Genomic DNA, 17,780 nt, shown 5'->3' on the forward strand with positions numbered 1-17,780 from the left:
TCGACGAGCGAAGGCCAGGCAAGGCAAAAATCGGCGAAAGCGGACCGGGCTGGCGCACCAGCCGATTTTTAACGCCGCATGGGCGAGCGTAGTACCTTTCAGACAGTGCCTAGGCTTATTGGTCCAGCTTAGATTCATTCCAACTACGGAGCCCCAATGAAATTTTCCATCTCTCGCGAAGCCTTGCTGCGCCCGCTGACGCTGGTGGCCGGGGTGGTCGAGCGCCGCCAGACGCTGCCGGTGCTCTCCAACGTACTGATCGAAGTGCAGAACGAGCAGCTGGCGTTGACCGGTACCGATCTCGAGGTGGAACTGATCGGTCGCGCGACGCCGGCGTTGGTCGACGAACCCGGGTCGGTGACGGTGCCGGCGCGCAAGCTGATGGATATCTGCAAGTCGCTGCCGGATCAGTCGGATATCAGTTTTTCGCTGGAAGACGGGCGGGTCGTGCTGCGAGCGGGACGTTCTCGCTTCACGCTCTCGACGCTGCCGGTAGCCGAGTTCCCCAACATCGAGGACGGTCAGAACGACACTACGCTGTCGCTGCCGCGCGGCACGCTGAAGTATCTGATCGACGCGACCTCGTTCGCCATGGCGCAGCAGGACGTGCGCTACTATCTCAACGGCATGCTGCTGGAGCTGGCCAACCACCTGGTACGCACGGTGGCGACCGATGGCCACCGTCTGGCAGTCTGCGAGCGCAGCGCCGACATCGAGATGGAAACCTCGCGCAAGCTGATCGTGCCGCGCAAGGGCGTGCTGGAACTGACCCGTCTGCTCGACGGCAGCGACGAGCCGGTCGAACTGATGCTGGGCTCCAACCACATTCGGGCCAATACCGGCGAATTCACGTTTACCTCCAAGCTGGTCGACGGCAAGTTCCCCGATTACGACCGGGTCATCCCCAAGGGTGGCGACAAGGTGTTCATCGCCGAACGTGGCGAATTGCGTCAGAACCTTGCGCGTACCGCGATTCTCTCCAACGAGAAGTACCGTGGCGTGCGGCTTCATCTCGAGGAGAACAACCTCAAGGTGATGGCCAACAACCCCGAGCAGGAAGAGGCCGAAGAGAACGTCAGCATCGAATACTCGGGCGACGCGCTGGAGATCGGCTTCAACGTCGGCTACCTGATCGACGTGCTCAACGTGCTGGATGCCGACCGCATGCAGATGACGTTGTCGGATTCCAACAGCAGTGCGCTGATGGAAGAGCCGGGTGGTGGGGATGCGCGGTACGTCGTCATGCCGATGCGCCTTTGACAATCGGTAATGGCTGCGCGCGCGAATCGCGTTGTTGCAGGCCGCCCGTCAAGCTCGCCTAACCCCGTTGTTATGTCTCGCTTTTCGGGCGGCCTGCGTCGCGCGCTTCATCGCGCTCGTCGATTACCCGCCAGCGGCGGTGTGGCCGATCATCGCTCGCCAACGTCTTCCGCGGTGGTCGGGCGTTTCCTCTCGTCTCTTGCCATGAGTTGTCACGTGCCATGCCGCTTGATCGGTTGAGTTTCCACGGCCTGCGCAATCTGGATGTCCTGGAAATGGCGCCGGGGCCGCATATCAATCTGATCAGCGGTGCCAACGGCAGCGGCAAGACGTCGCTGCTGGAGGGGATCCACGTCCTCGGCATGGCGCGCTCCTTCCGGACCCAGAAGCTCAAGTCGCTGATCGACCACGACAGCGATGAGGTCACGCTGTTTGGCCGCCTCGGCGGCGAGCCGCCGCTGCCGCTGGGCGTTCGCCGTCGCCGCGATAGCGCCGAGCTCGATATTCGGGTCAACGGGGAGCGCGCCGCGCGGATTACCCAGTTGGCCGAAGCGCTGCCGCTGCAGTTGATCAACCCTGATGCGTTCCGCCTTCTCGAGGGCTCACCGGCCGCCCGCCGCGAGTTTCTCGATTGGGGCGTGTTCCACGCCGAGCGGGACTTCCTGGATAACTGGAAGCGGGTCAGAAGGGCCCTGAAACATCGGAATGCGCTGCTCAGGCATGATAGAATCGACGTTCAGTCGATACGCGTCTGGGAGCGTGAACTCGCCCACTGGAGCGAGCTGCTGGATGGCTTGCGGGAACGCTACATGGCACGTTTCGCGCCGGTGTTCGAAGAGACTCTGGCGGCGCTGTTACCGTTGCCGGATCTGACTTTGCGCTACTCGCGGGGGTGGGATCGCCAGCGGGCGCTGCTGGAGGTATTCGAGACCGGGCGCGAGACCGATCGCCAGATGGGCTTCACGCAGCAGGGGCCGCAGCGCGCCGATCTGCGCATCCGCCTCGGTCGTCATCCGGCGGTGGAGGTGCTGTCGCGGGGCCAGCAGAAACTGGTGGTCAGCGCGCTGAAACTGGCCCAGGGGCGCCTGCTCGAGCAGTTGACGGGACGCACCTGCCTTTACTTGATCGATGATCTGCCGGCAGAGCTCGACGGCAACCATCGGCGGATCTTCTGCCAGTGGCTCGAACAGCTCAATTGTCAGGTCTTCATCACCAGCGTCGATCACGAGGCGCTGGCCGACGTGTGGCAGCCAAGCACGGATGTGGTGGCATCGCAACTTGCCGGCGGACGGCTGCATTCGGAATGATTTCACCATGGAGTGAGCAATGAGCGAACAGGCCTACGATTCATCGAGCATCAAGGTCCTCAAGGGGTTGGACGCGGTGCGCAAGCGTCCCGGCATGTACATCGGCGATACCGATGACGGCACCGGGCTGCACCACATGGTGTTCGAGGTCGTCGACAACTCCATCGACGAAGCGCTGGCCGGTCATTGCAGCGAAATCCGGATCGTCATCCATCCGGACGAGTCGATTACCGTCTCCGACGATGGGCGCGGCATTCCCACCGACATCCATGCCGAAGGCGTGTCGGCGGCGGAAGTCATCATGACCGTACTGCACGCGGGCGGTAAGTTCGACGACAACTCCTACAAGGTATCCGGCGGTTTGCACGGTGTCGGCATTTCGGTGGTCAACGCCCTTTCCGAGCAGCTCAAGCTGGTCATCTGGCGTAACAACCAGGTTCACGAGCAGGTTTATCACCATGGCGTGCCGCAGGCGCCGCTGGCGATCGTCGGCGATACCGAAAAATCCGGCACCCAGATCAGCTTCAAGCCGTCGAGCGACACTTTCGCCAATATCGAGTTTCATTACGACATTCTCGCCAAGCGCCTGCGCGAGCTTTCGTTTCTGAATTCCGGCGTGGCCATTCGCCTCGTCGACGAGCGCGACGGTCGGGAAGAGCTGTTCCATTACGAAGGCGGTCTCAAGGCGTTCGTCGATCACCTCAACATCAATCGCACGGCGCTCAACCCGGTCTTTCACTTCGAGACGCAGCGCGAAGACGGCATCAGTGTCGAAGTGGCGATGCAGTGGAACGACACGTTCTCCGAGAACGTCTTCTGCTACACCAACAACATTCCGCAGCGCGACGGCGGTACCCACATGGCGGGTTTCCGCGCGGCGCTGACGCGAACGCTGAACAGCTACATCGAAGCGGAAGACATCCAGAAGAAGGCCAAGGTCGCGACGGCCGGTGACGATGCCCGCGAAGGCCTGACGGCGATCATCTCGGTCAAGGTGCCGGATCCCAAGTTCTCCTCGCAGACCAAGGACAAGCTGGTCTCTTCCGAGGTCAAGACCGCCGTCGATCAGGAACTGAGCCGGCAGTTCTCCGACTATCTGATCGAGCACCCCAGCGAGGCCAAGGCGATCGTCAGCAAGATGATCGACGCCGCACGTGCGCGTGAAGCGGCACGCAAGGCTCGCGACATGACGCGGCGTAAGGGCGCGCTGGATATCGCCGGGCTGCCGGGCAAGCTGGCCGACTGCCAGGAGAAGGATCCGAGCCTCTCCGAACTCTACCTGGTCGAGGGCGATTCGGCCGGTGGCAGTGCCAAGCAGGGCCGCGATCGGCGCACCCAGGCGATCCTGCCGTTGAAGGGCAAGATCCTCAACGTCGAGAAGGCGCGCTTCGACAAGATGCTGTCGTCGGCCGAGGTGGGAACGCTGATCACCGCGCTGGGCTGCGGGATCGGACGCGAGGAGTTCAACCCGGACAAGCTGCGTTATCACTCGATCATCATCATGACCGATGCCGACGTCGACGGCTCGCACATCCGGACGCTGCTGCTAACGTTCTTCTTCCGCCAGATGGCCGAACTGATCGAGCGTGGCCATGTGTTCATCGCCCAGCCGCCGCTCTACAAGATCAAGCGCGGCAAGCAGGAGATGTATCTCAAGGACGAGCAGGCGATGACCGACTATCTCACCGCCACGGCGCTGGATGGCGGACGTCTCTACGTCAACGCCGACGCGCCGGGTATTGCCGGTGAACATCTGGAGTCGCTGGTCAACCAGTATCGCGACGTGATGAAGCGTATCGACCGGCTGTCGCGGGTCTACCCCAACGCCGTGCTGCGCAAGATGGTCCATGCCACCAAGCTCGACGAGAGCGATCTCGGCAATCGCGATACCATGCAGACCTGGATCGACGCGCTGCAGAGAGAGATGGACTCGCTGATCGCCCACGAAGGCGGCCCGCGCTACGTCTTCGAGCTTCACGAGGATACCGAACGTGGCCTGTGGTTACCGAGCGTGGCGCTGAAGGCCCACGGCGTGACCTCGGACTACGTCTGGAGCATCGATTTCTTCCGTAGCGTCGACTACCGCGCCCTGGCCAGTCTGGGCGAGACGCTGGATGGTCTGATCGAAGAGGGCGCCTACATCGCTCGCGGCGAACGTCAGAAACCGGTCGAAAGCTTTTATGATGCGCTGGAGTGGCTGATGCTCGAGGCGCAGCGAGGTCTCAGCATTCAACGCTACAAGGGGCTTGGCGAGATGAACCCGGATCAGCTCTGGGACACGACAATGGATCCGCAGTCACGTCGGATGCTGCGCGTCACCATCGAAGACGCCGTCGCCGCCGATCAGATGTTCAACACCCTGATGGGCGACGAAGTCGAACCGCGACGCGATTTCATCGAGCGTTTTGCCTTGGTGGCCAATCTCGACGTGTAGGATGGGGCGCGAAACGGAAGGCGACGCTGACGTTTGATTCCCTTCGACGGGATAGGACAGGTTCGGCGAAAGGCTTGACGAAGCCAGCGGCTCATCCTTTTGGATGGGCCGTTTTTGTATGCCGCTCATCGAGCGGAACATGCGAGTTTCTACAACACCGGCTATTTGTTATCCGCACCAACTCTCCGCATCAAATTTAACTATCCGCATCAACTATTCGCATCAACTATCAGCACCCACTATCAGCACCCACTATCAGCACCCACTATCGGTCCCTGCTATTTCACTATCGGCATCATTATCAGCACCTCGACTAGCTATTGTTTATCAATGATTAGTTGTCAATGATCAATTATCCCGTGATTGGCAGGCAAGTGGGCGGTAGATAAGTCATCGAGACATTGCCCATTGGTCGATGCGACTTAGTGGTTAGACACAAGCGTGATTCAGCGCCAGCCCGCGCCAGCTGTGTAACGAGTTCCTGGTACCCGATTCGAAGTAAGTGGATGTGCGTCCATGGTTGTATTGTTAGGTAAAAGCGGTTGGGTAATAGTCGCGATCAGCCCACGGAAGCGTCGAACGATGTGGGTCGTTTCGTAAAAGAACTAGATGTCGCTCCCCCAACAAGAAGAGGATCGAAGGGATGCACGCCAATCGAAATAAGACCGTCATCAATCGTTTGGGGCTGGCTTTACTACCATTTGCCCTGGCGCTATCCACGAACACGCTGGCTGCCGACACTGCCCCCGATGGCGAGGTCGAGGTGCTCAACTGGTGGACTTCGGGCGGTGAGGCCAAAGCGCTGGGCGCACTTAAAGACGAGCTGTCGGATCAGGGTATCGGCTGGAAAAACATGCCGGTAGCCGGAGGCGCCGGCACCAATGCGATGGCCGTTCTGCGCTCTCGCATCACCTCGGGTAATCCGCCGACGGCGGCCCAGGTACTCGGTTACGATGCCCAGGACTGGGCCGAACGCGATGGCTTGAGTTCGCTCGACGAGGTGGCCAAGGCCGGAAAATGGGACGAGGTCTTCCCGCAGCCGCTTCAGCAGTTCGCCAAGTACGAGGGTCACTGGATCGGGGCACCGTTCGAGATTCATTCGACCAACTGGGTCTGGGCCAATAAATCGCTGATGGATGAATTGGGCATCGAGCAGCCCAAGACCTGGGACGATTTCATTGCCTCATTGAAGAAAGCCAAGGATGCCGGCTACACCGGTCTGGCTTACGGCGGCCAGCCGTGGCAGGACACCACCGTGTTCGAGAACGTGGTACTGGCCACCGGCGGTGCCGACTTCTACCGCAAGGCGTTGATCGAGCTCGATCCCGAAGCGCTCGATTCCGCCACCATGACCCAGGTGTTCGATCATCTGCGCGAACTGTTGAAGTACAAGGATGACAACTCCCCCGGACGTGACTGGAACCTGGCCACGGCGATGGTGATCAACGGCAAGGCGCTCTATCAGATCATGGGTGACTGGGCGAAGGGCGAGTTCCTCAATGCCAACCTCAAGCCGGGCACCGACTTCATGTGCTTCCGCACCCCGGGAACGCAGGATGCCGTGACTTTCAACAGTGATCTGATGATCATGTTCGATACCGATGACGCCCAGCAGCAGCAGATGCAGCAGACCATGGCCAAGATCATCGGCTCACCCGAGTTCCAGATTACCTTCAGTCAGTTCAAGGGTTCGGTGCCGGCACGCATGGACCTCTCTGCAGACAAGCTGGATGCCTGTGCCCAGCGCGGTTACGAGCAGGTCAAGTCGGCCGCGAAGAACCACACGCTGATGGGCAGTATGGCCCATGGCTACGCCGCCCCGGCATCGGTCAAGAATGCCGTTTTCGACATCATCTCCTCCTTCGTCAACAGTGACATGCCCAGCGATGTCGCCGCCGAACAGCTGGCAGCGGCGGTGCAGGGCGCCACGTCCTGATGATCGGCCCCGCCCGTCGGCGGGGCTTCTCATTCACGAATCGAGAGTGATCCGATGTCCAATGCTTCTCCGGATCGGGACGGTGGAGCGCGGGAGCGCCTTCAACGCTGGCTGCCGAAGCTGGTGTTGTCGCCGTCCTGCGTCCTGGTTCTGTTCTTCGTCTATGGTTTCATCGCCTGGACCAGCTACATCTCGTTCAGCGACTCCGGCATGATGCCGGATTACACCTGGGTCGGGTTGCATCAGTGGTCCCGGCTGTGGACTTCCTGGACCTGGGGGATTGCGCTTCACAACATCTGGGTCTTCGGGCTCCTCTACATCGTCTCCTGCATCGTGCTGGGCCTGTTGCTGGCGATTCTGCTCGATCAGCGCATCCGGGCCGAAGGCGTGCTGCGCACCATCTATCTCTACCCGATGGCACTCTCCTTCATCGTCACCGGCACCGCCTGGCAGTGGTTTCTCAACCCCGGCCTGGGGTTGGAGAAGACCATGCACGACCTGGGCTGGCAGAGCTTCAGCTTCAACTGGCTGATCGATTCCGACATGGCGATCTACACGGTCATCATTGCCGCGGTGTGGCAGGCGACCGGTTTCGTCATGGCGATGTTTCTGGCCGGTCTGCGGGGCATCGACGGCGAAATGATCAAGGCGGCGCAGATCGACGGGGCGCCGGTCTGGAAGATCTACGTGCGGATCATCATTCCCCAGCTGCGGCCGATCTTCCTGAGCGCGGTCGTGGTACTGGCGCATCTGGCGATCAAGAGCTTCGATCTGATCGTGGCGATGACTGGCGGCGGTCCGGGCAACGCCACCGCGGTGCCGGCGACCTTCATGTACTCCTATGCCTTCTCGCGTAACGAGATGGGTATTGCCGCGGCCAGCGCGGTATTCATGCTGGCGGTGATCGCGGCGCTGATCATCCCCTATCTCTACTCCGAGCTGCGGGAGTCCCGATCATGAGTGTCGCACCTCCCACCGTACGTCGCGGCATTGCCACGCGTGCGCTGCTCTACGCCATCCTGCTGGTGTTCGCGGTCATCTATCTGATGCCGCTCTATGTGATGCTGACCACCTCGTTCAAGACGCTGGAGGAGATTCATCAGGGCAACATGCTGGCGTTGCCCGTCGACTGGACGCTGGCCCCCTGGCGGGAAGCCTGGGGCAGCGCCTGTATCGGTCTCGAGTGCAACGGCGTGCACGGCTACTTCTTCAACAGCATCAAGATCGTGGTGCCAGCGGTATTGATCTCCGGTCTGTTGGGCGCTTTCAACGGCTATGTACTGACCAAATGGAAGTTCCGCGGCCACAAGATCGTGTTCGGACTGATACTGTTCAGCTGCTTCATTCCATTCCAGATCATTCTGCTGCCGATGGCTCGGGTACTGGGGATCCTGCATCTGGCCAACAGTACATGGGGCCTGGTGCTGGTCCACATCGTCTACGGTATCGGGTTTACCACGCTGTTCTTTCGCAACTTCTACGCCAGCTTTCCGGATGAGCTGGTGCGGGCGGCGCAGCTCGATGGGGCGGGTTTCTTCGTCATCTTCTTCCGGATTCTGCTGCCGGCGTCGATACCGATCATCGTGGTCACGATCATCTGGCAGTTCACCAACGTCTGGAACGACTTCCTGTTCGGGGTCTCGTTCGCCTCCGGCGACAGTGCGCCGATCACGGTGGCACTCAATAATCTGGTCAATAGCTCCACCGGGGTGAAGGCCTATAACGTCAACATGGCGGCAGCGATGGTGGCGGCCGTGCCGACGCTCATCGTCTACATCCTCGCGGGCAAGTATTTCCTGCGCGGGTTGATGTCGGGATCGGTCAAGGGCTGAGGATCACATGAGCTTTCTGCATATCAACAACGTTCACAAGCGCTTCGGCGAGACCCATGTCCTGAAGGGCATCGATATCGCGATCGAGCAGGGCGACTTTCTGGTGCTGGTAGGACCGTCGGGCTGCGGCAAGTCGACACTCCTGAACATGATCGCCGGGCTCGACTCGATCAGCGAGGGCGAGCTGCTGCTCGATGGTCGATGTATCAACGACCTCCATCCTTCGCGGCGCGACATTGCCATGGTGTTCCAGTCCTATGCGCTGTATCCGAGCATGACCGTGGCCGGCAACATCGGTTTCGGGCTGGAGATGCGCAAGGTCCCGCGCAAGGAACGCCGCGAGGCGGTCGACCGGGTCGCCAGGCTGCTGCAGATCGAGAATCTGCTCGAGCGCAAGCCGGGGCAGCTTTCCGGTGGACAGCGTCAGCGCGTGGCGATGGGACGAGCGCTGGTGCGCGATCCGCAACTGTTCCTGTTCGACGAACCGCTATCGAACCTGGATGCCAAGCTGCGCGTCGACATGCGCACCGAGATCAAGCAGCTTCACCAGCGGCTGGGAACCACGATCGTCTACGTTACCCACGATCAGATCGAGGCCATGACCCTGGCATCGCGAATCGCCGTCATGCGCGGCGGCGAGCTGCAGCAGCTGGGGACGCCACAGGCGGTCTACGACGACCCCAACAATCTGTTCGTCGCCGGTTTCATGGGCTCGCCGTCGATGAACCTGGTCAAGGCACGGATCGTCGAACAGAGCGGACTGCCGGTGGCTCAGGTGGCGACGGATGGGGCCACTCTGACACTGCCCATCGTGCGCGACCGTGACGCACTGCGCGGCTGGTGCGACCGCGATGTCATCCTGGGGCTTCGGCCCGAGGCGATCACCGACCCGGCCAGTGCCAATCATGGCGAGGGCAATATTCATGAGGCGGAGCTGCCGGTCGCGCTGGTCGAGCCGACCGGGGCGGATCTGTATGTCGTGACGTCGCTGGGCGGGACCAACGTCAACGCCCGCATGCGCCCCGGCACGCCGTTACGCGCGGGCGAGCGAACCCGGTTCGCCTTCGACGTCTCGCGCATGGTGGTGTTCGACCCCGAGTCAGAGCAGCGAATCCGCGACGCATACACTGCCGACGTCGCGTCGCTGGAAGCGACGGCCTGAGTCACGCCTGTCGCTTCGCGAGGCGTTGGGTCAGCGCTGCTGCTCGACGAACTGGCCGATCCCCTCGGCCAGACGGCGGCCTTGCCGCTCCAGTGTCTCGCTTTCGACCATGCCGACGCCCAGTATCAGGCCGCGCCGGTGATCGCCCTTGCTGCAAACCCGGCTCAGCGGGCGGGCGATCAGCTGATACCGGTTCAGCAGGACCTGTGACAGCCGCTCGTCGTCCAGTGTCGGCGAGAGCGCCAGACTCAGACTGATATTGCCGGCCGGCGGCGAGATGGCGATGACGCCGGGGGTCCCGATGAGCAGGTCATGCAGCCGCTGCTGGCGCTGGAGATAGGCGTTCGCCATGCGCCGACACCACTCATCCAGATCGCCATCATCGATGAATGCCGCGAGTACCGCCTGGTCGAGCAGCCGACCTTCGCGAAAGACACCGGTGCGTACCCGATTGATCGCGTCGCTCAGGCCCCGCGGTACCACCAGATAGCCCAGACGCAAACCGGGAAACATGAGCTTGGAAAACGAGCCGATCAGGATCCGGTTGCCGGCGTCGGGGTCGAACGCCAGCTCCCGGTGGCAGCCGTCACCGAATTCGTAGTCGTCTTCCAGTATCCAATCCGGTTCGAGCTCCCGAACGAGCGATTGCTTGTGGGCGCTTACTGACCTGACGCCCAACGGATAATGGTGAGCGCCAGTAAAGTAGAGCAATCTGGGATGCGTTCGTGGCAGCGTTCCCGCGTAGCCGGCTTGCGGTTCCCAGATAGCGTGCTCGATCTCGAGGCCGCCGGCGTGAAAGACGTTGCGCGCACCCCAGTAAAACGGGGAATCCATGACCACGCGGTCGCCGGTATCGGCCAGTGTCAGGGCGCACAGCTGCAGGCCGTGGTGGGCACCTTCGGTAATCACGATCTGGTCCAGTGAGCAATCGATACCTCGCCACCGGGCCAGATAGCCGGCGATGGCTCGTTTCAATGGCCCATAGCCGCCAGAGGCGTAGGAGAGCAGCAGCGTATTGTGGGGCACGGTGATGCGCGAGTAGAGCTGGCGCCAGCGGGCGATCGGGAAGTGCACGATATCGGGCACGCCCGGGACGAAGGCGCCGCTCTGCAGCGGGCTGGCGCCAACGTCGGCCAGCAGGCCGACCGCACGGCGCGATATCGGTCCGATATCGGCAATCTCGCGCTGACGCGAGAGTAAGCGCTTGCACACCCAGGTACCCCGGCCGTGATCGGTGATCAGGTGCCCCTGTCGGGTCAGGCTCTCGATAACGCCGGCCAGCGTGTTGCGGGCCACGCCGAGCGTGACGCATAGCGCTCGATGACCGGGCAGTCGTTGGCCGTCCTGCCACTGCTGCGCGATCAGCGTCAGCAGGGTCTGTTCCAGGCGGCAACGCTTGGTTAAATGGTCGGGTTGGGCCTGATAGCCCCGTTCGATCCGCTCCAGCGTCTGGCGACGGTCGTCCATGGCCTACCTCACAAGAGACGTAGCGGGAATCCACGGATTATGCGTTGGGCTCATCGAGTGGTCTACAGTCAGAGGGAAGTGGTCTAGCCCCGACGCCGTGTTGGAGTGATAGCGTGGTATCAGGGCCGAGCCCCGCGATGCACTGGCGACGATCTCGGCTTATCAACAACAACCTGAAGAGAATCCCCTATGTCGAACCCCTCTCAACCTCCGGAGTTCGTGCGCGTCCTTGCACGGGCGGATGTCCTCGCCCTGGCCTTTGGCGCCATGATCGGCTGGGGCTGGATCGTCCTGACCGGCAGTGCCATTCTCGACGGTGGCAGCGTGGGCGCGATCCTCGCGTTCGTCATCGGTGGCATTGCCGTACTGCTGGTGGGCCTGACTTACGCCGAACTGGCCTCGGCAATGCCGCAGGTGGGTGGCGAGCATGTCTACAGCTACCGTGCGCTTGGCCATTTTGCCTCGTTCGTCTGCACCTGGAGCATCGTGCTGGGCTATGTCAGTGTCGCATCGTTCGAAGCCGTGGCACTGCCGACGGTGGTCGAGCATCTGTTCCCCGGCTACGCCGTCGGCGATCTATGGACTATCGCCGGCTGGGACGTCAAGGCGACCTGGGTCGCTGTCGGCGTGGCCGGCTCGATCGTGATGATGGCAGTCAACTATCTGGGTATCTCCACTGCCGCGTTGCTGCAGAAAGTCGTTACCGGATTGATTCTGGTGGCCGGGGTGATGTTCGTGACCGGCGCGTTGTTCACCGGTGACGGCGCCAACATGCAGCCACTGTTCGCCAGCGGCGAGCATGGTGCTTTCGGCGGTATCGTGGCGGTACTGGTGCTGGTCCCGTTCCTGTTCGTCGGCTTCGATGTCATTCCTCAGGCGGCAGAGGAGATCAATCTGCCGTTCCGAGACATTGGCAAGGTGCTGGTGCTCTCGGTGATCATGGCGGTTTGCTGGTATACCCTGATCATTCTCGGCACCAGCCTGATGCTCGACAACCAGGCATTGCAGGGCAGCTCGCTCAGCGTGCCGGATGCGATGACCGCGGTCTTCGATGCATCCTGGGCCGGCGATCTGATGGTACTGGCGGGCATCGCCGGGATCATCACCAGCTGGAATGCGTTCTACATCGGCGGGTCGCGCGCAATCTATGCGCTGGCCCATTCCGGCATGCTGCCGGCTTTCCTCGGCAAGCTGCACCCGCGTTACAAGACGCCGACCAACGCGATCATCCTGATCGGCGTACTCTCCACCGCGGCGCCATTCTTCGGACGCCCGGCGCTGGTATGGCTGGTCGATGCCGGCGGGCTGGGCATCGTGCTCGCTTATCTGTTCGTGGCGCTGTCGTTCGTCATTCTGCGCTATCGCGAACCCGACATGCCGCGCCCCTATCATGTCGGTGCCGGCAAACTGGTCGGCGTGCTGGCGGTGCTGCTGTCGCTGGGCATGACCTGTCTGTACCTGCCCGGCAGCCCGTCGGCGCTGACGCCCATCGAGTGGTCCATCTTCGGTGGCTGGATGATCGCCGGATTGGCACTGTACGGATGGGCTCGACGGCACTACGGTCGAGAGATGGGCGATCGCCTCATTCGGGCTGCCTACGAAAAATCCTGATCGCGATTTCATGGCGCGCCGCCTGCCGAACTCGACGACGACGCGCGATCCACGTTAGCGGCACCCGGTGCCGCGCCAGCAGGAGTGTTCCATGGCTAATGCATCCATGACCAATGCAGAACTCAACGAACTCAAGCAGCGCTACGTCGCCAACGGTGCGGCAAGCCCGGCGGTCGAGTTCGCCGCGCGGGCGGAGAACGCCGAGCTCTGGGACGAGGACGGCAAGCGCTTCATCGATTTCGCCGGCGGGATCGGCGTGCTCAACATCGGTCACCGCCATCCCAAGGTGGTCGAAGCGGTCAAGGCCCAGCTCGACAAGGTGATGCACACCTGCCAGACCGTCATGCCCTACGAGGGCTACGTGCGCGTGGCGCAGAAGCTCAGCGAGGTGACGCCGGTGCGCGGCCACGCCAAGGTGATGCTGGCCAATTCCGGTGCCGAGGCGCTGGAGAACGCGGTCAAGGTGGCGCGCGCCGCCACCGGGCGTTCCAGCGTGATCTGCTTTACCGGCGGCTATCACGGCCGCACCTTCATGACCATGGCGATGAACGGCAAGGTGGCGCCGTACCGCAACGATTTCGGCCCGATGCCCGGTCAGGTCTATCGCGCGCCCTATCCGGTGCCGTCCATCGGTGTCAGCGAGGACGAGGCGCTTCGCCACTTGAAGATGACGCTGAAGACCGATGCCAATCCCAATGACACCGCGGCGATCGTGATCGAGCCGGTGCTGGGTGAGGGCGGTTTCCACGCCGCGCCGGCAAGCTTTCTCAAGGCGCTGCGCGAGATCTGCGACGAGCACGGCATCCTGCTGATCGCCGACGAGGTGCAGTCGGGCTTCGGGCGAACCGGCAAGCTGTTCGCGATCGAACACAGCGGCGTCGAACCGGACATCATCACCATGGCCAAGAGCATGGCCGACGGCATGCCGATCTCGGCCGTGGTAGGGACCGACAAGGTCATGGACGCCTCCGGCGGCAATTCGCTGGGCGGGACCTACACCGGTAGCCCGGTTTCGTGTGCCGCGGTGCTGGCCGTGCTGGAGGTGTTCGAGGAAGAGCGCATTCTGGAAAAGAGCCAGGCGCTGGGCGAGAAACTCCGGGTGCGCTTCGACAAGTGGCAGCAGGATTACGCTGGCGTTGCCAACGTGCGCAATCTGGGCGCCATGGCGGCCTTCGATCTGGTCACTGACAAGAAGAGCGGCGTGCCCAATGCCGAACTGGCGGGCAAGCTCTGCAAGACCGCTCGCGAGCGCGGCCTGATTCTGCTCTCCTGCGGTCTTTATGCCAACACGATCCGCTTTTTGATGCCGGTCACCATCAGTGACGAGGTGCTCGAAGAGGGGCTCGACCTGATCGAGAAGATGCTGAGCGAATTCGGCGCCTGATCGGAATGATCTCTTCCCCGCTTGGCGGGTAGACACGCCAACGACAAGCCGACGCTGCGAATCAGCGTCGGCTTTTTATTGGATCGACAATGATTACTGGCGCTCGAGGCTGGATTCGCGCTGCATGTCGATATGCGGGATGCCGTCCTCGACATAAACCCGTGAGACCGCTTCGAAGCCGTGGTGACCGTAATAGCCCTGGAGATGGGCCTGGGCGGACAGCCGGGCGTCGCGGCCGGGCCACAGCGATTCGATGCGCCTCAGCGCGGCTCGCAGCAGTTCATGGCCGAGACCGCCACCGCGGTGATCGGGGTGAATGACCACGCGGCCGATGGAGACCGGCTGGTCAGGCTGCTCCGGTACCAGTAGCCGCAGGGTGGCCGCCAGTTGGCCCGCCGCCCGAACCTGCAAGTGATGTGTCGATGCCGACAGGTCGCGGCCATCCAGTTCCTGATAGGGGCACTGCTGTTCTACCACGAACACGGCCTCACGCAGCGAGAGCAGCGCATAAAGTTCGGCAGGATCGAGTTCGGGGCCCGTCTGCCATATCCAGTCGTATGATGCCATCTGTCTCTTTCCTCGCGGCCATTCAGCCATCATGATCGAAGCCCTGTCCAAGGGCTTCATTTAAGCATTGTGAAGGGCTTTCAATGTAGCGCTGGAAGCGATAACCGCGACAATGACGCCATGACAACGGGAGAACGATGACGGCATGAGCACTCTGGCAATCGATTACGACGACGTGGTAGCGGCGCACCGACGGCTCGAGGGCATCGCTCATCACACGCCGGTGCTGCGTTCGGCGACGGCGGACGAACGCACCGGTGCGAGCCTTCACTTCAAGGCCGAGCATCTTCAGCGCATCGGCGCGTTCAAGTTCCGCGGCGGCTACAACGCCATCAACCAGTTCGACACCAGACAGAAAGCGGGCGGGGTCATCGCCTTTTCCTCGGGCAATCATGCTCAGGCGATCGCGCTCTCGGCCAGGCTACATGGCATCCGTGCCGTCATCGTGATGCCGGAGGATGCGCCAGCCATCAAGATTGCCGCTACTCGGGGTTATGGCGCCGAGGTGGTGCTCTATGATCGCTATACGCAGGATCGTGAGGCGCTGGGCCGGGAACTGGCCGTGGCCGAAGGGCTGACCCTGATCCCGCCCTTCAACCATCCGCATGTGATGGCGGGTCAGGGAACGGCGGCCAAGGAGCTTTTCGATGATGTCGGCGAACTCGATCTGCTGCTCGTGCCGGTGGGCGGCGGTGGCCTGCTCTCCGGCTGTGCCACGGTTGCCAAAGCGCGTTATCCGCGTTGCCACGTGGTCGGGGTCGAGCCGGAGGCCGGCAACGATGCCCAGAGAAGCCTTGCCAGCGGCGAGATCGTCTCTATTGCCACGCCGCGTACCATCGCCGATGGCGCCCAGACCCAGGCCCTGGGCAGTCTGACGTTTCCGGTGCTTCGCGAGTACGTCGACGAGATCGTCACGGTGAGCGATGGCGAGCTCGTCAACGCCATGAGTTTCCTGGCCGGGCGGATGAAGCAGTTCGTCGAGCCTACCGGTTGTCTGGCGGCGGCTGCCGCCCTGAGTGGGCAAGTGGCGATCGAGGGACGTCGAGTCGGAATCATTCTGTCCGGGGGGAATGTCGACCTGAACCGGTTTGCCGAGCTGATCCAGAGCGCGGAGGGCAATCCGCATGAAATACACCGCTGACTGCCTCTTACCGGCCATGTGACGGGCAGCGCGAGGCGACGGACACGCCTGACGTCGATTTCTCAGGGCAATGCCCACGGCGATGACCGATGCTGTCGCCGTCGACCCCAGGCGTTCCGATAGCCTCGGAACGCCTGGTCAGGGGATTAGAAAAACCCCATGGGATTGATGTCGTAGCTGATCAGCAGATTCTTGGTCTGCTGGTAGTGCTCCAGTGCCATCTTGTGCGTCTCGCGACCGACGCCGGACTTCTTGTAACCCCCGAATGCGGCGTGCGCCGGATAGGCGTGATAGCAGTTGGTCCACACGCGGCCGGCCTGAATGCCGCGCCCCATGCGATAGGCGCGATTGATGTCGCGAGTCCAGACGCCGGCCCCCAGGCCGAACTCGGTATCGTTGGCAATGGCCAAGGCTTCCTCTTCATCCTTGAACGTCGTGACCGAGACCACGGGGCCGAAGATTTCCTCCTGGAAGACCCGCATCTTGTTGTTGCCCTTGAGCAGGGTTGGCTGGATGTAATAACCGCGGGATAGATCATCGCCAAGGGACTCCCGTTTCCCCCCGGAGAGGAACTCGGCGCCTTCATCCCGGGCCACATCCATGTAGGACATGATCTTGTCGAACTGCTCCTGCGAGGCCTGGGCGCCAACCTGGGTGTCGGTATCCAGCGGATGACCCCGTTTGATCTTCTTGATTCGCTCGATGACACGCGCCATGAACTCGTCGTAGATGCTCTCCTGAACCAGGGCTCGGGAGGGGCAGGTACAGACTTCGCCCTGGTTGAGGAAGCCCATCACCAGGCCTTCGGCGCATTTGTCGATGAACGCCGGTTCGGCGGACATCACATCCTCGAAATAGATGTTCGGTGACTTGCCGCCAAGCTCTACCGTCGAGGGAATGATATTTTCGGCTGCGCATTTCATGATGTGCGAACCGATGGGAGTGGAGCCGGTGAACGCGATCTTGGCGATGCGTTTGCTGGTGGCAAGCGCCTGACCCGCCTCCTCGCCATATCCGTTGACAATGTTGATGACGCCTTTGGGCAGCAGGTCGTGAATGACCTCGATGACCTTGAAGATCGAGACCGGCGTCTGTTCGGCGGGCTTGAGCACGACGCAGTTGCCAGCCGCCAGCGCTGGCGCCAGCTTCCAGGTCGCCATCAGGATCGGAAAGTTCCAGGGAATGATCTGGCCGACCACGCCCAGAGGCTCGTGGAAGTGATAAGCCACCGTGTTTTCGTCGATCTCGGCAGTCGAGCCTTCCTGGGCGCGGATACAGCCCGCAAAGTATCGGAAATGGTCGATCGCCAGTGGGATATCGGCGGCAAGCGTTTCGCGCACGGCCTTGCCGTTATCCCAGGTTTCGGCGACGGCCAGCATTTCCAGATTCTGTTCCAGACGATCGGCGATTTTCAGCAGCAGTGTCGAGCGCTCCTGGACGGATGTCCTGCCCCACGCGGGTGCTGCCTTGTGGGCCGCATCGAGCGCCAGATCGATATCCTTCTCACTGGAACGTGCGACTTCGCAGAATACTTCACCGGTCACCGGCGTGATGTTTTCGAAGTATCTTCCCTCGACCGGCGGTATCCATTCCCCACCGATGTAGTTGTCGTAGCGTTTCTCGAACTGGGTAATGGCGTCCGAGGTGTTCGGGTTGGCGTAACGCATGATGATACCTCC

The 17,780-nt window shown here is 61.9% G+C and carries 13 protein-coding genes; 10 read left to right on the plus strand and 3 right to left on the minus strand.

Translation table 11 applies throughout. The annotated features are described in order from the left end of the window. The first annotated feature begins 156 nt into the window (after nt 1–156). From dnaN to BTW07_RS10190, 7 genes are all read left to right on the plus strand, one after another. Nucleotides 157–1,260 carry a DNA polymerase III subunit beta gene (dnaN, locus tag BTW07_RS10160; RefSeq protein WP_075570064.1) on the plus strand — a complete coding sequence of 368 codons (1,104 nt, stop codon included), beginning with the start codon at nt 157–159 and terminating at the stop codon, nt 1,258–1,260. Between the two features lie 221 nt (nt 1,261–1,481). Further along, a complete protein-coding gene (gene recF, locus BTW07_RS10165) occupies nt 1,482–2,567 on the plus strand; it encodes a DNA replication/repair protein RecF (RefSeq protein WP_075570065.1) in 1,086 nt (361 codons plus the stop codon). Nucleotides 2,568–2,586: 19 nt separating this feature from the next. Then, on the plus strand, nt 2,587–5,001 hold the full coding sequence (gene gyrB, locus BTW07_RS10170; protein ID WP_075570066.1) for a DNA topoisomerase (ATP-hydrolyzing) subunit B: 2,415 nt from the start codon (nt 2,587–2,589) through the stop codon (nt 4,999–5,001). A gap of 643 nt (nt 5,002–5,644) precedes the next feature. After that, complete coding sequence (locus BTW07_RS10175; RefSeq protein ID WP_075570067.1) at nt 5,645–6,937, plus strand: ABC transporter substrate-binding protein; 1,293 nt, start codon at nt 5,645–5,647, stop codon at nt 6,935–6,937. Nucleotides 6,938–6,991: 54 nt separating this feature from the next. After that, nucleotides 6,992–7,897, plus strand: a complete 906-nt coding sequence (locus BTW07_RS10180; protein WP_075570068.1) for a carbohydrate ABC transporter permease — start codon at nt 6,992–6,994, stop codon at nt 7,895–7,897. Beyond that, on the plus strand, nt 7,894–8,769 hold the full coding sequence (locus BTW07_RS10185; RefSeq protein ID WP_075570069.1) for a carbohydrate ABC transporter permease: 876 nt from the start codon (nt 7,894–7,896) through the stop codon (nt 8,767–8,769). The genes BTW07_RS10180 and BTW07_RS10185 overlap by 4 nt, the downstream gene beginning before the upstream one ends. A gap of 7 nt (nt 8,770–8,776) precedes the next feature. After that, nucleotides 8,777–9,931, plus strand: coding sequence for an ABC transporter ATP-binding protein (locus tag BTW07_RS10190; RefSeq protein ID WP_075570070.1), 1,155 nt, complete (start codon nt 8,777–8,779; stop codon nt 9,929–9,931). A gap of 30 nt (nt 9,932–9,961) precedes the next feature. Here BTW07_RS10190 and BTW07_RS10195 read toward each other — a convergent pair whose 3' ends face one another. After that, nucleotides 9,962–11,398 (minus strand): aminotransferase-like domain-containing protein, encoded by a 1,437-nt coding sequence (locus BTW07_RS10195; RefSeq protein ID WP_075570071.1) that lies wholly within the window; start codon nt 11,396–11,398, stop codon nt 9,962–9,964. 189 nt (nt 11,399–11,587) lie between these two features. Between BTW07_RS10195 and BTW07_RS10200 the strand changes: the two genes are divergently transcribed. Both BTW07_RS10200 and gabT read left to right on the plus strand, forming a co-directional pair. Beyond that, on the plus strand, nt 11,588–13,009 hold the full coding sequence (locus BTW07_RS10200) for an APC family permease (protein WP_075570072.1): 1,422 nt from the start codon (nt 11,588–11,590) through the stop codon (nt 13,007–13,009). A 106-nt stretch (nt 13,010–13,115) separates the two neighbouring features. After that, complete coding sequence (gabT, locus tag BTW07_RS10205) at nt 13,116–14,393, plus strand: 4-aminobutyrate--2-oxoglutarate transaminase (protein ID WP_075570128.1); 1,278 nt, start codon at nt 13,116–13,118, stop codon at nt 14,391–14,393. Nucleotides 14,394–14,486: 93 nt separating this feature from the next. Here gabT and BTW07_RS10210 read toward each other — a convergent pair whose 3' ends face one another. Next, nucleotides 14,487–14,960 carry a GNAT family N-acetyltransferase gene (locus tag BTW07_RS10210; RefSeq protein ID WP_075570073.1) on the minus strand — a complete coding sequence of 158 codons (474 nt, stop codon included), beginning with the start codon at nt 14,958–14,960 and terminating at the stop codon, nt 14,487–14,489. Nucleotides 14,961–15,105: 145 nt separating this feature from the next. Here BTW07_RS10210 and BTW07_RS10215 point away from each other — a divergent pair, with 145 nt between their 5' ends. Continuing rightward, a complete protein-coding gene (locus BTW07_RS10215; RefSeq protein ID WP_075570074.1) occupies nt 15,106–16,101 on the plus strand; it encodes a threo-3-hydroxy-L-aspartate ammonia-lyase in 996 nt (331 codons plus the stop codon). Nucleotides 16,102–16,247: 146 nt separating this feature from the next. On the opposite strand, the gene exaC is transcribed toward BTW07_RS10215, so the two are convergent. Next, complete coding sequence (gene exaC, locus BTW07_RS10220; protein WP_075570075.1) at nt 16,248–17,768, minus strand: acetaldehyde dehydrogenase ExaC; 1,521 nt, start codon at nt 17,766–17,768, stop codon at nt 16,248–16,250. Nucleotides 17,769–17,780 lie beyond the last annotated feature (12 nt).

Source organism: Salinicola socius, from assembly GCF_001937195.1.
Lineage (GTDB): Bacteria > Pseudomonadota > Gammaproteobacteria > Pseudomonadales > Halomonadaceae > Salinicola > Salinicola socius.